The organism is Bradyrhizobium sp. 179 (assembly GCF_023073535.1).
Classification (GTDB): Bacteria; Pseudomonadota; Alphaproteobacteria; order Rhizobiales; family Xanthobacteraceae; genus Bradyrhizobium.
Genome location: NZ_JADPJR010000140.1, coordinates 31607 through 45291, shown reverse-complemented (window position 1 = coordinate 45291; position 13685 = coordinate 31607). Strand labels below are relative to the sequence as shown.

Sequence of the window (13685 nt, the reverse complement as noted above, 5' to 3'; positions counted from 1 at the left end):
GATGATCTGCTCTTCCGTAAAGCGGCTGCGCTTCATGCTCTGGTCCTCATATGGGCCAGAGCGAACTTCAATCTGGATTAAGTCCAGGGGGCAAGGTCAAAGGCTCTCGACCTCGGTAAAGTGAAAATAGAAACGGAAGAGGAATTAGTTAAAAGAAAGGGTGCGGCGTATCTGCGCATTCCGACACCAGATCATGCGCGCCCCACCGATGCTGAAATAGAATAAACTTGTATCGGAGTTGCGAAACGTCGCTCATACGGGTGATGTTCATTTGCATGTTCATTGCCGGGGCGGCATGGGGCGTACAACGCTGCTGATGACCCTGGCAGACATGTTGCACAATTCCGACAAAGTGCAATGTGCACAGATCATAGAACGCCAGGTAAGAAGCGGATGCCATTTCCTGGACGGAATGGCTCGCTTTAAAAGCACATCATGAGCATCAGATGTTCGATACATCCAGTTCCGGTATGCCGCCGACCGCGGCTCCCGGCAATAGGATGCCGTGAAATGGACCCCGCGTGGCGGGACCGCTTGAACCGGCTTCTTAGTTGGAAGCTGACCGCTCTATGTTGAAACCCATTCACGTTGGGAAAGCTAGATCGCGTTGACGGCTCTAATCCAGAGCATCGCAGCGGCGATGTGTTCGCCGTCAGGGCGTGTGAGACAAATTGAACGGTTTTGCGGAGGGGTAGGATTTCTGGTTCATCGTAGCCGCCAAGAGCGAAGATGAAGCAGAAATCCGGACCGCGCAAAGCGCCGGCAGAACAAGTGGTAAAGGACATTCGGCGCCAGACACGCGGGCAGTATTCAGCTGAAGAGAAGACCCGGTTGGAAGGGCTGCGGGGCGAGGAGAATATTCCCGAGCTGTGCCGGCGCGAGGGCATTGCCGCCTCAATGTACTATGGCTGGTCCAAGGAGTTCCTCGAAGGCGGTGAGCGTCGTCTGGCGGAGCGTCTGGATGTGGTGCCGGCGAAGTTCCGTGTGATCGTCACGCGTCGTCCGAAGTACGCCTTCAGGAACGCGGACGGCGTCGTCAGGCGCCGGCGCCGGCCCATATCATTGAAGGAGGCATTCCGACGGAAGCGCGCCTTTCGACTCCGTACGGATCGGACACTTCGCTTCGATTAAGCTCAGCCACCAAAAAGATGGACCACGCCTCATCCGGGATCGCGGATACTCCGGACGAGCGGTCGCACTGCAAGCCATCGTGAACTGATCATAGCCATCCGGTATCCGCTTCGCTTGCAAGCATCATTGCTTTCCACGCACACGAGACGCCGGGACACTAACCGGCCCATCTGTCAAACGGCGCGACTGTTTCCAGTCAAGCCTCTGATCGAAAATCGAGTCCATCTTAGTCGGCCAGCACTCCAAACATAACATGGCCTGCGTCTCACCAGACAAGCACGCCGCGAAGACCCTTGCCAGTCACGGGACGTCATGCCGATCAGCCGAATGTGTGAGTGACCTCCGAAAATCGCACAGGTCTCTGCTCATTCAAATCGGCCATCGGACCTGAGCATGTTGTTCCTGAAAGGCATAACGTCATCAGCTGACCCCATATCGAAATTGTATTGGCTTCTGGTCGACCGTGAGTAGATGGAGAGGTGGATGCTACTCCGTTGAGCGGCTGCTTGCTCTTCTCCTAGGAAGTAGGTTCCGACAAATACGATCCTGGAGACGTAGGCCCAGTGAAAACTACTGTTGTGGTTCGGTAAGTCGCCGTGATGGTGAATGGAGTTTCCTGCCGAGCCCGTCAACGCGGCTGCGCCGGGTAACCCATTCCCATAGCGGCCAAACTCAGCGGAGGGAGTTGGATGCAACTAGCGAAAAGGGCTGCGATGTCGTGCATCACGCCACGTGACCGTTCAATTGCGGTGGCGGCCCCGGTGCCGACGTGCGTGCGTACCGGGGATATCGCTTGGTTCTCGCAAATGATCGAAGAGACGAACTTAGACGCTTGCGAGGGATCCGATCGCGCACCCAATTGCAAGGATTTCGACAATGATCCGCATGATCTGGCCGAAAGCGAAAGCGCCACGTCTTCTCCCTTGATTGCCGGTTCAATCATCGGTGCCATGCCGAGCCCTATACAGCGCCGGCGAGCCCCCGAAAAGCTGTCACGATCGGTTGAACTCGCCGAGTTGACCAGGAGGATCACCGAGCGCACTTTGGTCAGCCGCGACTATGCCGGCAATACTGGGGTGCAGATCATGCTGAACCGCGAATTGTTCGGCAATGCGCGTGTAATCGTCAGTTTCCAGCATGATACCCTGAGGGTTTGCATCGAATCCGAGCGGCTTTGGCCTATCCTGCAGGTACATGGCTATCCATTTGCGCGCGATTTGTCTGATCAGCTTGAAATGCGCATCCTGCTGGTCGTCGTCGCCTGCAGCTCAATATTGGACGAACAAGGCAGTAACCGGCGATCTCGCGCATTTGAGACGCTATTCTACTATAAAGTTGAGAAGGGCGCGTGATCGATCTAGCCTGCTATGGCCCACGTGAGGCTGCCGCCGTTTCGCGTCTTGCTACACGTCTGCCAGTCCCCTTCAACATCGCTGGCATCGACGTGGAAGCTGTCATGCCAGGCTCGACACCTCCGCGGCTTCCAGCGGATTACTGCCGGACTTTGATGCGCCCACGCGGCCACAGGATTCGAGTCGCAATTGACTCGACGCTCCTTCCGGCGGTGGCTGTGCAACATTGGCCGGAAATTACCGCATTGCCTCCGGGTGACGGCCTGCGAGAAATCCTGTTCGACATTATCTTCCGAGATCTCGCGATCCAGGTGGAACAATGGTGTGGGCATCGGCCGATCTGGTCTTCGGCCGAAAGCACTGAAGGGTTTCCGTACGCATTTGAGATTCTTCGCTTGGAGCGTCCAAACGACATCCTCGGGCTGGTCGAATTCGATGGCAGCGGACTGCAATGGATCGCCGACTGCTGCTCTGGGCTTCCGGTCGTATGCGCCGCGCTCGATGATCTGTCCCTTTCTCTCGTTCTGCTGGTCGAGCGCCTCAGCCTTATCTTGACGGATCTGCATCAACTCGCGTCAGGTGACGTCATCCTGCTGGATACCACCCCGGTGGGCAATGACGGCATCATAACTGTTCTCCTATGCCTCTCTGGCGATCCTTGCTTTCGCGCCTCGATCTGCAATGGCCGCCTTACCGTCCTTTCAGCTGTGGACTGTATGATGGATAGACCGGATCCGCTCGCACCGGAAACCTTCGACAGCATTGACCTACCCGTTGATGTGGATGCTGGACGCCTGACCATGTCGCTTAGGCAGCTTCGCGAATTGGCTATCGGGCAGGTGCTGGATCTTGGTTTTGATGCCACTACCAATATCAGCTTGCGCGTCAATGGCCAGGTCGTCGCAACCGGTGAACTGGTGCGCATCGCCGAACGAACAGGTGTGCGCGTGCTGGACTTGCGATTAGCACGAGCAGAACGATGATGGAGCTGCCTGATCCCACGACGCTGATCTTCCTAATCGCAGCCATTGCGATCGCCCCCTTCGTTGCGATTACCGTCACCTCTTACGTGAAGCTCGTCGTCGTCTTTGGGCTCATTCGCAATGCCCTCGGCGTTCAGAACATTCCGCCGAACATGGCGCTGAATGCGATGGCCATCCTGCTCTCGGCCTACATCATGCAGCCAGTGGCCAAAGGTGCGTATGAAGCAGTGCGCGACAAGCCAATCGCATCCCAAGATCTCCGCGAACTAGGGACAACGATTACGCTAGCTGCTGAGCCCCTTCGCAATTTTCTCCTGAAGAACACGTCGCAACGGGAACGGCAATTCTTCGTCAATGCGACTCGGGGATTGTGGAGCAAGGAGGACGCCGCCGCCATAACGGGCAGCGAATTCATAATCTTGATTCCTACTTTCATCACATCCGAACTGGAGGACGCGTTCAAGATCGGCTTCTTATTGTTTCTGCCCTTTATCGTCATCGATCTCGTCGTTTCGAACATCCTTCTGGCAATGGGCATGATGATGGTTTCGCCAATGACCATATCCTTGCCATTCAAGCTGTTCCTGTTCGTTGCCGTGAACGGGTGGCAGCGCCTAATTCATGGCCTCATCTTTTCCTACACGGGAGCAGCACCATGAATACCGCCACACTCACCAACATCGCCATTGGCGCGCTCAAACTGACACTTGTCCTGTCGATGCCCACAGTCCTCGTCGCTACGGGCGTCGGACTGATCGTTAGTGTTGTGCAAGCTCTGACCCAAGTTCAGGAGCAGACACTCTCCTTCGCGGCGAAGCTGATATGCGTGAGCCTGATACTGGTCGCGACCGCGAATTGGTTCGGCGAACTAAACCGGTATACGGTGAACATCTTCGACCAGATCGCCGGGATCTAGGCTAAGGCTCCAGGGACTTGCTCGATTGCCTCCCACCGCGCGGCACGCAACAGGAGCAATCGCGCCAGCTGGCTGTCCATGGCTCGACCAATCCATGCCATGTCGCCACTTGATCTGGCTCATCTGCATACTTTCCTTGTTGTTCTTGCGCTTGCGATGGCGCGTGTGACAGGGATCATGCTGGTCATGCCCTTTCTGGGACGCGGCATGGTGACAGCGCTAGCGCGCAACGGCATGATCATGGCATTGGCGCTCCCGATAATGGTGTTTGCTTGGACAACGAGGCCTGCGGATCTCGACATCACACGTCTAACACCGATCCTGGGCCTGGGGCTGAAGGAACTCTTGCTCGGGTGCCTCCTGGGCATGCCAGTTGCCGCTACTATGTGGGGTGTGGAAACCGCGGGCACGTTCATTGACCACCAGAGGGGGGCCACGATGACAAGCCTCTTGAGCCCGGGAAACCTCAATCTGGACTCGCCGCTTGGGACCTTCCTAGCTCAGCTTTACGCTACTTGGCTGTTCGTCAGCGGCGGCTTTTCCAAACTATTAGAAGCGCTCTATCGCTCCCATGACATCTGGCCGCTGTGGAGCTTTCATCCTGCATTTGGTCCGGCCTTCGTCACCGGTATGTTAGATCTTGCAGACCTCGTGATGCTGCTGACATTGCTTCTCGCCGGTCCAGCCATCGTTGCGATGTTTCTCAGCGAGTTGGGCTTGGCTCTGGTCAGCCGGTTCGCGCCGCAACTGGAGGTCTTCTTTCTCGCCATGCCGGTCAAGAGCGCAGTCGCCCTTCTGCTGCTGATTCTATCGCTCACGATTGCTTTGGCCAATGCCGACAAGCATATGCCGTCGCCTTTCGCGATCGTCAATCGCATCGCTAGGTGATTGTCGTGACCGGCAGAAAGACCGAAAAGCCGACCCCCAAGAGGCTGCGGGACTTGCGCAAGAAGGGACAGGTTCCGCACAGTAAGGAAGTCGTGTCGGCGGCCGTGACCCTTGGGTTCTTCGCGCTGTTCTTCGCCTCTTTGCCTGGCCTAGTAGACCGACTTAAGGCAACGATCCTGTTGCCCGTATCGTTTATTGAAGAGGACTTCCTAATTGTCAGCCGACAGCTACTCGAGTTTTATTTCGGTGAAGTACAAAGTATGGTCGCACCTTTCCTCGGCATCGTCCTGGTCCTTGGCGTGGGCGCTAACCTGCTGCAGAACGGGGCGATTTTCTCCCCCGAGGCTGTCACACCGTCGCTGAAAAAGCTGAGCCCCGGTGAGAACGTCAGAAGGATAGTCTCGCTGCAGAATCTCGTCGATCTGGGTAAGGCGATCGTGAAGGTGCTTATACTCGGCCTCGTCATAATGCTTGTGCTGCGCCAAGGTGTGCATGCGCTTGTGTGGACGCCGAGCTGTGGCATATCGTGCCTAAGTGCCGTGACGGGTAACCTGCTGGTCGGGATTGCTGGTTATGTGGGGGCGAGCTATCTTGTGGTGGCAATTGCGGATTTTGCGTTCCAGCGATGGCAGTTCACGAACAAGAATTTGATGTCGCTGGACGAAGTGAAACGAGAAGCTAAGGAAAATGAGGGCGACCCTCTGATCAAAGACCGACGCAGGCGCCTCCATTCGCAATTGTTAGCCAAGGACGCGATTGAGCAGTCGCGTAGAGCGACCGTGTTGATCACCAATCCCACACATATTGCAGTGGCGATCGACTACGATCGGCAGCGCACCCCCCTGCCCATGATCGATGCCATAGGTACCGATCGCTTGGCGCAGCAAATGATTGATGCCGCGGCCGCTGCGGGGGTGCCGGTGATGCGAAACATTCCGCTAGCGCGCGCGCTCCTGAAGGACGGCCTGGTGGATGAGTATATTCCATCGCACCTGATTGTACCTCTCGCGACGGTTCTGCGGGCGCTCGAAAAACTGGCGGCTGAGACCGGTTATCGGTCCTGACTTCAGCTTGATGGTTGCTCGCAGTTTTCAACAGCCCGAAACATGCCGCCGGTGCGACGGATCTGCGGTTCTTGTAGCAGCCATAGGCAAGAGATATTGCTTCATAACGAACATCTATTTGTTCTGGAGATTGCGAGCCTCTATCTTCACGTACGTGGGAAAGGAATGGGCGCCGCCGAATGCGACGGTCCCATCGGCCTCGACGTCTTGCTGCCAAGATGCACGTCGACGCGAGTGGGCTCTCTTGGAGAGCCCCTCGACTCATACATCGCGCCCAAGCCCTGGCGAGCCTCACGGGTGCTCGGGGTCGTCAAGCCCCTCGGTGAGGACGACGAGGCGCTCATGGAACCCGAGCGCAAACTCTCCCACATGCGCTCCGATACCCTCCATAGCTTGAGCGCGACGCTCGGGGTGGTTAAGCTCCTCGGCGAGGACGACGAGGCGCTCATGGAGGGCGGGCGAAAGCCTTGCCACACGTCGGAGAGCTGACGCGGCGCCATCACGCCGTGGAACTTCCCCAATTCGATGATCACCCGCAAAGTATGGCCGGCGCGCCCGCCGCAGGCTGCACGGTGGTGCTGAAGCCAACCAGCATGACGCCGCTCTCGGCGCTTGCGCCCGCGTCCCTCGCTGAGAAGGCCGGCGTGCCCAAAGGTGTCTTCAACGTCATCACCGGAGATCCGCGACCGATCGGCGAAGGTTTGTGCGAGCACGCGGGCGTCCCCTTTGTCGGCTTCGGCGGCTCGAGCGAGGTCGGCAAGATCCTCTACCGTCGGCCTGAAGAAGCTCGGTCTCGAGCTGGGCGGTAAGGCGCCTTGCGTGGTGTTCGACGACCCGATATCGATGCCGCCATCGAAGGCGCCATCGTCTCCAAATACCGCAACATGGGCTAGACCTGCGTCTGCGCCAACCGCCTCTACGCACAGGCAGGCATCTATAAGGATTCGTGCAGGCTCTCAAGGTCGCGGCGATAAAGATCCGCAAGGCTGCGGTTCGTGCCTGCACACTGTCCATGAGCGGCGCGATCGCGACGGTTGTGCTCAGTTTCATAATTCGCTCTTGACAGCCGCAGCTCTGGTTTTGGCGGGCGCCGTATGGACGTGGACGCTATTCGACATTGGCGTGCAGCTCTACGCCCCGCGCTGGGTTGCGGGCCAATCCGTTGCGGCTTGGTAGGTTGCGTTCTCTGGGGGCCTCGCAGTTGGCAGTTTGGGCTGAGGGCGCCTCACCGATGCCATCGCTTTCGACATCACGCTGCTCGTCTCTGCCGGACTGATGCTGCTCTTGCCGCTGCTTGGGCGCTGGCTGCGCATGCCGGCCATCACCGAGCGCGGGATGACGCCGACATTCTTGCGATCCTAAGGTGCGGCTCACGCTGACCACCGGAACGGCCCACTGGTAATTGAGCTCGACTATCGCGTGGCCTCAGAAAATGAGCGAGCGTTCCACAACCTCATGCAGGACGTGCAGCTCTACCGGCAACGCAACGGCGCCGATGGTTGGTCAATTGCGCGTGATATCGCCGCCCCCGAGCTGTGGACCGAGTGCTAGACTGGCCGACATGACTCGATATTTGCGCCACCGCAACCGCTGGACCAGTCGGAGCGCGCATTAGGCGAGAATGCCATGGCTTTTCATATCGGGCCTGAGCCCCTGCGTATCCGTCGTATGCTGGAGCGTCCGCTTGGGTCGGTACGCTGGAAAAATAATGTGTTCGACCGCGCCGCGAGTGAGCTCTAGCTGCTGGTTGAGCGCGCGGCGCAGGCACTAGCTGTCGTCCGTTCCATCGCACCCGCATTCAAAGACCTCGGGCACGTTGACGCCCTTGCGCTTGGCTAAGCCTTCGCCGTCAATCAAGTTGGGTAGAGGACTTCCATCTCCGAGCTGTCGCTCATACTCGGCACACAAAAAGGGCCACTCTGATGAGCGGCCCAAGTCTGCGACGAAACGTCCCGTAGGGGACCTCTAGGATCAGGCCGCGGCCTGTTCGATCGGCGAGAAGGGAAGACCAAGGCTCTCGGCGACAGCCTTATAGGTTAGCCGGCCCCGATAGACATTTAGGCCTGCGCGCAGATGCGGATTTTCGAGCACAGCTGCAAATCCTTTACTGGCGAGAGCCAAACCAAAAGGCAGCGTAGCGTTGTTGAGTGCCTGGCTTGAGGTGAGCGGCACAGCTCCCGGCATGTTTGCGACACAATAGTGGATAACGCCATCCACCTCATAGGTTGGATCGGCATGTGTCGTGGCCCGCGATGTCTCGAAACATCCGCCCTGATCGATCGCTACGTCCACGATCACGGAGCCTTTGCGCATCGAACTCAACATACCGCGGCTGACCAGTTTCGGCGCGCTCGCGCCAGGAACGAGGACGGCACCAATGACAACATCCGCCGCAAATACCTCTTCTTCAACGGCCTCAATCGTCGAGAATCTGGTACGTACTCGCCCTTCGAACAGCTCATCCAGTTCGCGAAGCCTGGGAATCGAACGGTCGAGGATCGTGACCTCAGCACCCAAGCCTGCCGCCATCCGTGCAGCGTGAGTGCCGACAACGCCCCCGCCAATCACCACAATGCGAGCGGGTGGCACGCCCGGTACCCCGCCGATCAGCAGTCCCCGCCCGCCCGCGTACCGCTTCAGCGCCGCACCCGCGGCTTCAATCGCAAGTCTTCCCGCAACCTCGCTCATAGGGGCAAGCAGTGGAAGGCCACCGTGCGCGTCGGTCACAGTTTCATAGGCAATTGCGGTGCAGCCAGACTTCATGAGGCCCTTCGCCTGGTCCGGATCCGGAGCCAAATGCAGATAAGTGAAGAGGATCTGGTTTTCTCGAAGCTGCGTCCATTCGGAGGGCTGTGGCTCTTTGACTTTCACGATCATTTCGCTCGACGCGAATACCTCGCGAGCAGAGGTCGCAATCGTCGCGCCAGCCTTGCGGTAGTTATCATCTGTCGCGCCAATCCCGGCGCCGGCGTTGCTCTCGACCAATACGCTGTGGCCAGCTGCAACGTATTCGCGGACGGCCCCAGGCGTCAGGCCGACGCGGTATTCGTGCGTCTTAATTTCCTTGAGAATACCGACCTTCATTTGCAATCTCCTTGGTGAGCAGTTCGTTGTAATCGGAAGAGCAGTACAAACCTGCGAGGCGAGAAGCCAAATAGCGCAGTAATCCGGCGATCTGCCCCGCCTGCTTGCAGGATTTCGAACAGACGACCGAAGACCGCCGAGTTGGCAGGGATGCTACCACAGGGTGGCAAGACCTGATGCGGCCCCGGCGCTAAACCGGGCATTCGTGATCAGGATTGATCTACGCCGGACTGGATCGACTTCTTCGTTGTTTGCCTCATTCGCAACGATGCTCGATTCGCTAAGACGAGTGGCGCTTGCGAGGGTGACCCGCGGGTTCATCAAAGATGGATCGGGTTTTTCAAAGGTTTGCGGAACGATTGACCGAAAGCACGCATCAGGACGCAGCTCAGCAGAGCATGGCTGAGGTCGCCGCTGCGCTCAAGCTGTCGTGCTTCGCATATCTAACTCTTCCCATGAGCCGGGCAGTGCTCCCAACGTGATCTCGACATATCCCCTCGTGGACCGCCATCTATCTGCAGCGTGGCTACGAATCCGTCGATCCGGGGTGCGTCGGGCAATGCGCCAGCCTAATCCCTTTCGATGGGGGCTTGGATTTGAGGCGCGAAATCGGTCGGAGTCCGAACGCGCTTTGTTCGAAGAAGCCGAAAAATTTGGGATTTGCTGCAGGTTTACATTCTATCCACGATGACAAGGGCGCAATCGCCGCGCTGAGCTTTGCAAGGGACGAGCGTCGAACTGGTTTCGAGCGCGCGCTTGTCGAGCACGCCCAGAGCCTGCGATTAATCGCAACGTTTTTACATGAGCATGCAAAACGCTTCTGGACGATTGATCGCATGATCGGCGGCGTGGTGCTGTCTCCTCGCGAGTACCAGTGTCTCGAATGGTCCGCGCGCGGTAAATCGGCTGGGGAGATCGGGATCATTCTCGGCATTGCAGAGCCAACCGCGGGATTTCACCTGGACAACGCCCGTGCAAAGCTGGTGTCAGCTCGCTTCGTCAAGCGATCGTGCGGTTGACCGAGTCAAAATCTCGAAAATGAAACACCGGCCTTCCATAAACACCTGTGGAACTGCACAGGATGCGCTTGCCTAGGCCTTCTGCTTAGTTGCCGAAACGAAGCAGGGAGGCAAAAATGATGCAGCTCATCACGCCGGAGTACATGGAAGTCGACAAGTTTGACGTCCTTGAGCGGTGGATCTACTGAACCGCTCGGGAGCCGGACGTATTCAAGGTTGCGTCCGGCTTTTGCCTTCGACCGGTCCAACCATGCTGGGGGACATCTTCCCGATCCTGCTGGACGGCCGCCGGCGCCACGAAGCGATCGGATCTGGGGGAGCAGCCGATTCGCGCTCGATGTTCCCGCGGATGCGCCGAAGGCGAGCGGCGGACTTGCTGCTGCCAGTTACGAGCTGTTTGCGGGTATGATTGAATTCGGCCTTTCTATTGAATTGATCGAAATCGTCGCTGTGACCGACGCCCGCATGGAGCGCATTCTTCGCCGGGCCGGATGGCCCCTTGGCAGGGTGGGAAAACTCGGGGAATTCGTCCACGATCTCGCCGAGATGCACCGGCTGCGCTACCGCGTTTTCGAGCAACGCCTGGATTGGACCGTCGAGGTCAGCGGCAGCACCTATGTCGGACTCGAGCACGAGGCTTATTCCTGTCTTCATGCTGATCAGCCTTTTGATGATGCCGTGACTGACGAGCAACATCAGGAATCCTGCAGGGCCGGGTCTCATTGCCGGCGTGCCGATAGGCAGAAAACTCGAATCGGCTCGCACCCGCGCCATTGCGCAGCTTTCGGTAGACAAGGTCCGCCAAATTCGCCTCTCCGAGCGCTATTCCTCGCCTTCGATCGGTCGCTGACGCGCGCGGCGCGCTTTCCGGAAGCTCCTGTCGGCCGCCATGAACCGGGCCAGCATGGGCGCGATAAGCTTGGCCGGATCTCCGATCGGCTGAGCGGTCTCCTGTGCAAGGATCTGGGCATATGCCACGAGATCCCTGTGCACGCTCGCGGGCAGTTCATGCGTAATCTTGATCGGCTTGTCGTCTTCGATTACTCCGATCTTAAGCTTTGTCATCGTCCTCAGCCTCTATACGGTTCGAGCATCAGGTCACGGTTGACGATCACCCGCACCGGAAATCCCGGACGGATCGTCAAAGTCGGCTGTATGTTGAGATTGCGGCGGACAACCTGCTGGCCTGTTTGATTGATCGAATCCCCAGCTCCACGGCGGAGGGCGGCAATGAGATCGTTGTTGGTATTGCCGTTATCCGCCCCGGAATTCACCTCCGTGCCGACGGAAAGCAGCGTCGAAAGAGCGGCCGCCCCCAACAGTTCCTTCCAATGATTGTCGACCTCGTCCTCAAGACCAGAGAAGCCTGCCGCATCTGCACCGGGCTGCCGTTCCAGAACAATCGACCTCCCATTCGGCATGATAAGGCGCGTCCAGACCAGGAGCACGCGCGACTGCCCAAATGCGACCTGGCTATCGTAGCTCCCGATCAGCTTTGCTCCCTGGGGGATAAGGCGAGCTCGCCCGGTAGGAGAATCGTACACCGACTCTGTGACTTGCGCCGTGATCTGGCCAGGCAGGTCGGAGCGGATTCCTGTGATGAGAGCGGCCGGAATGACCGTTCCGGCCTGAACGACAAAAGGCGAAGCCGGCCTCACAAGGCGATCGGAGCTTGTCGTCCGACGATCGACCGTTGCACTGACGAACGCAAGCTTTCGGTCTTGGCCATTCTGAGCAAATGCTTCGTCGGATGATGGCACGCCGCTCGAACGGGCTTCGCTCGATGAAGTGGCGGGGGCTTGTGGCCGGACATTGGTGCTGGCAAATACCTTGCTGGTCCGTGCCGCCTCGCTCTCCTGATTGACACGCTGCTGTTCGGCATCAATACCGAGCGAGCTGGATGTCGAAGATCCCTGTGCTGCGACGATCGGCCGACCGAGATCACCGGGCAAAGGCGGCCCCAGGCGCGGCACGTCCTTCGGGATCTCGGTGTAATCCTTCGGTAAGGTCGCGAGCTGATCGGCGACGTTATGGTGGTCAGTCGCGTAAAGCTCCTCGGGTGCTGAAGTACCTGACCGTTTCTCGTGCAGCGCCCAGAGCACCGCGCCAGTGATCAGCGCGAGCACAAGGGCGCTGCCGCCGATAAGGACTTTCCGCGAGAGGCGCGCAACTTTTGGCTGATCCGGCCGGAGCCGCAGGGTTTCGGCAATCTCTTCCGGCGGCTTGCCCCGAAGCGCTTCCTTTGGTGTATCGATCGCCTGGTCCGTACCGTTCAAAGCGACCTCCCGTCGGTTCGCACGATCCTGACCTTCTGCTGGTGCTCCTCCCCCAGCCTCAGTTCCGCGGCCGCGAACAGCCGGTCAACAATCAGCACATTTCCGTAAGCGCGGTAGTTGACGATCTCGGTTTTGCCGTCGGGCCCGATCACGAAGAGCGGCGGCATCTCGCCCTGACTGACGCCGGGGGAGAATTCAATGTAGGTTTTTCGGCCGTCATCATAAGCGTTGACGGGACGCCAAGGCGGGCTGTCGCCCTCAATGGCGTAGCGGTAGCGGCGCGCCGGCAGGTCCGGAATAAAGGGTGCCGGCGGTAAAGCTTGAGCTCGCCCGCCAGGATCCGGCGGATAGAACCAGGCGACCGAGGGCATATAGGGCTTTTCGTTGGCGCGAAGCTCGATCAGGTAAGTCCGGCGATCAGTATTGACGACGAGGTTGGTCTCGATCGAGGGACGGGTTGGCTTGACCATGATGTGAACGCGGCGGGCGACGCCGCTGCCACTCTCGGTGTCGCCGACCACCCAGCGGACGGTATCGCCTGCGGCGAGCGGTCCTGAGCCGATCAGCTGCTCACCGGGCTCGAGCGCAATGTCCGTAATTTGCCCCGGCGCGGCATAGATCTGGTAGAGCGCGCCCGGACTATAGGAAAACACTTGCACCGCATTGTAGTAGCCGGCTTTGCGAGGCTGCACGCGTGCAGCGTCATTTGCGGTTTCGATGCGCTCGACAGGCTCCTCGGCCTCCGCGCTCTTGCCGCCTCGTGCAGCCTTCCAGGTCGGTGGCACATGTAGCGGTCGCGGGCGATCATCGGCAAGCGCCGGCAAGTCCGGTGCCGGCGGGAGCTCGTTGTCGTAGCTGATTTGCGGGGGCCTGAAGGTCGTGCAGCCGCCGAGCGTCGAGACACAGACCAGAAGAGCCAGAGGCAAGCACGGCCGCGCTTTTCGTGACACAAAAACAAGACCTGACGGCATG

The 13685-nt window shown here is 58.7% G+C and carries 14 protein-coding genes and 3 pseudogenes; 13 read left to right on the top strand and 4 right to left on the bottom strand.

What is annotated here, in order from left to right:
• Positions 1-729 precede the first annotated feature (729 nt).
• From IVB12_RS32835 to IVB12_RS32790, 10 genes and pseudogenes are all read left to right on the top strand, one after another.
• Positions 730-1094: pseudogene (locus tag IVB12_RS32835) on the top strand (IS66 family transposase zinc-finger binding domain-containing protein); the annotation flags it as partial.
• Positions 1095-1820: 726 nt separating this feature from the next.
• Positions 1821-2483: a hypothetical protein gene (locus IVB12_RS32830; protein WP_247305826.1), complete on the top strand. Its 663-nt coding sequence runs from the start codon at positions 1821-1823 to the stop codon at positions 2481-2483.
• The gene (locus IVB12_RS38535; RefSeq protein WP_247305824.1) at positions 2480-3466 is read left to right on the top strand and encodes a FliM/FliN family flagellar motor switch protein; all 987 of its coding nucleotides are present in this window, start codon (positions 2480-2482) and stop codon (positions 3464-3466) included. Before IVB12_RS32830 ends, IVB12_RS38535 begins: the two co-directional genes overlap by 4 nt.
• A complete protein-coding gene (gene sctR / locus IVB12_RS32820; protein ID WP_247305822.1) occupies positions 3463-4125 on the top strand; it encodes a type III secretion system export apparatus subunit SctR in 663 nt (220 codons plus the stop codon). Before IVB12_RS38535 ends, sctR begins: the two co-directional genes overlap by 4 nt.
• The gene (gene sctS / locus IVB12_RS32815; protein WP_247305821.1) at positions 4122-4382 is read left to right on the top strand and encodes a type III secretion system export apparatus subunit SctS; all 261 of its coding nucleotides are present in this window, start codon (positions 4122-4124) and stop codon (positions 4380-4382) included. The genes sctR and sctS overlap by 4 nt, the downstream gene beginning before the upstream one ends.
• Positions 4383-4460: 78 nt before the next feature.
• Positions 4461-5270, top strand: coding sequence for a type III secretion system export apparatus subunit SctT (gene sctT / locus IVB12_RS32810; RefSeq protein WP_247305819.1), 810 nt, complete (start codon positions 4461-4463; stop codon positions 5268-5270).
• A gap of 5 nt (positions 5271-5275) precedes the next feature.
• On the top strand, positions 5276-6334 hold the full coding sequence (locus tag IVB12_RS32805) for an EscU/YscU/HrcU family type III secretion system export apparatus switch protein (RefSeq protein ID WP_247305817.1): 1059 nt from the start codon (positions 5276-5278) through the stop codon (positions 6332-6334).
• A 165-nt stretch (positions 6335-6499) separates the two neighbouring features.
• Positions 6500-6823: a hypothetical protein gene (locus IVB12_RS32800; protein WP_247305815.1), complete on the top strand. Its 324-nt coding sequence runs from the start codon at positions 6500-6502 to the stop codon at positions 6821-6823.
• 3 nt (positions 6824-6826) lie between these two features.
• Positions 6827-7313: pseudogene (locus tag IVB12_RS32795) on the top strand (aldehyde dehydrogenase family protein); the annotation flags it as partial.
• Positions 7314-7753: 440 nt separating this feature from the next.
• On the top strand, positions 7754-7885 hold the full coding sequence (locus tag IVB12_RS32790; RefSeq protein WP_247305813.1) for an MFS transporter: 132 nt from the start codon (positions 7754-7756) through the stop codon (positions 7883-7885).
• Between the two features lie 420 nt (positions 7886-8305).
• On the opposite strand, the gene ald is transcribed toward IVB12_RS32790, so the two are convergent.
• A complete protein-coding gene (gene ald / locus IVB12_RS32785; RefSeq protein WP_247305810.1) occupies positions 8306-9418 on the bottom strand; it encodes an alanine dehydrogenase in 1113 nt (370 codons plus the stop codon).
• A 559-nt stretch (positions 9419-9977) separates the two neighbouring features.
• Between ald and IVB12_RS32780 the strand changes: the two genes are divergently transcribed.
• From IVB12_RS32780 to IVB12_RS32770, 3 genes and pseudogenes are all read left to right on the top strand, one after another.
• Positions 9978-10109, top strand: a complete 132-nt coding sequence (locus tag IVB12_RS32780) for an autoinducer binding domain-containing protein (protein ID WP_247305808.1) — start codon at positions 9978-9980, stop codon at positions 10107-10109.
• 145 nt (positions 10110-10254) lie between these two features.
• Complete coding sequence (locus IVB12_RS32775) at positions 10255-10437, top strand: helix-turn-helix domain-containing protein (protein WP_247305833.1); 183 nt, start codon at positions 10255-10257, stop codon at positions 10435-10437.
• A 143-nt stretch (positions 10438-10580) separates the two neighbouring features.
• Positions 10581-10953, top strand: a pseudogene (locus IVB12_RS32770) (acyl-homoserine-lactone synthase); the annotation flags it as partial.
• Between the two features lie 306 nt (positions 10954-11259).
• On the opposite strand, the gene IVB12_RS32765 reads toward IVB12_RS32770, so the two are convergent.
• From IVB12_RS32765 to trbG, 3 genes are read right to left on the bottom strand one after another with little or no spacing between them, the layout of a single operon-like run.
• Positions 11260-11502, bottom strand: coding sequence for a DUF2274 domain-containing protein (locus IVB12_RS32765; protein ID WP_247305831.1), 243 nt, complete (start codon positions 11500-11502; stop codon positions 11260-11262).
• A 5-nt stretch (positions 11503-11507) separates the two neighbouring features.
• Complete coding sequence (locus IVB12_RS32760) at positions 11508-12713, bottom strand: TrbI/VirB10 family protein (protein ID WP_247305804.1); 1206 nt, start codon at positions 12711-12713, stop codon at positions 11508-11510.
• Positions 12710-13684 carry a P-type conjugative transfer protein TrbG gene (trbG, locus tag IVB12_RS32755; RefSeq protein WP_247305801.1) on the bottom strand — a complete coding sequence of 325 codons (975 nt, stop codon included), beginning with the start codon at positions 13682-13684 and terminating at the stop codon, positions 12710-12712. The genes IVB12_RS32760 and trbG overlap by 4 nt, the downstream gene beginning before the upstream one ends.
• Position 13685 lies beyond the last annotated feature (1 nt).

Excerpts from the sequence above, each read along its gene's own strand:
- IVB12_RS32830 (WP_247305826.1), top strand. The coding sequence starts at position 1,821 with ATGCAACTAGCGAAAAGGGCTGCGATGTCGTGCATCACGCCACGTGAC.
- sctR (WP_247305822.1), top strand. The coding sequence starts at position 3,463 with ATGATGGAGCTGCCTGATCCCACGACGCTGATCTTCCTAATCGCAGCC.
- sctS (WP_247305821.1), top strand. The coding sequence starts at position 4,122 with ATGAATACCGCCACACTCACCAACATCGCCATTGGCGCGCTCAAACTG.
- sctT (WP_247305819.1), top strand. The coding sequence starts at position 4,461 with ATGGCTCGACCAATCCATGCCATGTCGCCACTTGATCTGGCTCATCTG.
- IVB12_RS32800 (WP_247305815.1), top strand. The coding sequence starts at position 6,500 with ATGGGCGCCGCCGAATGCGACGGTCCCATCGGCCTCGACGTCTTGCTG.
- ald (WP_247305810.1), bottom strand. The coding sequence starts at position 9,418 with ATGAAGGTCGGTATTCTCAAGGAAATTAAGACGCACGAATACCGCGTC.
- IVB12_RS32780 (WP_247305808.1), top strand. The coding sequence starts at position 9,978 with ATGCGCCAGCCTAATCCCTTTCGATGGGGGCTTGGATTTGAGGCGCGA.
- IVB12_RS32775 (WP_247305833.1), top strand. The coding sequence starts at position 10,255 with ATGATCGGCGGCGTGGTGCTGTCTCCTCGCGAGTACCAGTGTCTCGAA.
- IVB12_RS32765 (WP_247305831.1), bottom strand. The coding sequence starts at position 11,502 with ATGACAAAGCTTAAGATCGGAGTAATCGAAGACGACAAGCCGATCAAG.
- trbG (WP_247305801.1), bottom strand. The coding sequence starts at position 13,684 with ATGCCGTCAGGTCTTGTTTTTGTGTCACGAAAAGCGCGGCCGTGCTTG.